The organism is Streptomyces nanhaiensis, from assembly GCF_046614825.1.
GTDB classification, from domain to species: Bacteria; Actinomycetota; Actinomycetes; order Streptomycetales; family Streptomycetaceae; genus Streptomyces; species Streptomyces radiopugnans.
Genome location: NZ_JBKJFM010000427.1, coordinates 1 through 290, shown reverse-complemented (window position 1 = coordinate 290; position 290 = coordinate 1). Strand labels below are relative to the sequence as shown.

The 290-nt window shown below is 62.1% G+C and carries 1 rRNA gene; it reads right to left on the bottom strand.

Going from position 1 to position 290, the window contains the following annotated elements:
* Positions 1-290: ribosomal RNA gene (locus ACLIYP_RS31065) — 23S ribosomal RNA — on the bottom strand; the annotation flags it as partial.

The following is a 290-nucleotide window of genomic DNA, read 5'->3' as shown; positions in this document are numbered from 1 at the left end:
GCCTCGGTATTCTCTACCAGACCACCTGAGTCGGTTTAGGGTACGGGCCGCCGTGCAACTCGCTAGAGGCTTTTCTCGACAGCATAGGATCATCCACTTCACCACATCGGCTCGGCATCAGGTCTCACCCTCGAATGTTGCACGGATTTACCTGCACAACGGGCTACACCCTTACCCCGGGACAACCACCGCCCGGGCTGGACTACCTTCCTGCGTCACCCCATCACTCACCTACTACCGGATCGGGCCGTCGGCTCCACCCCACCCGGCACCCGAAGGCACCGGAGGGC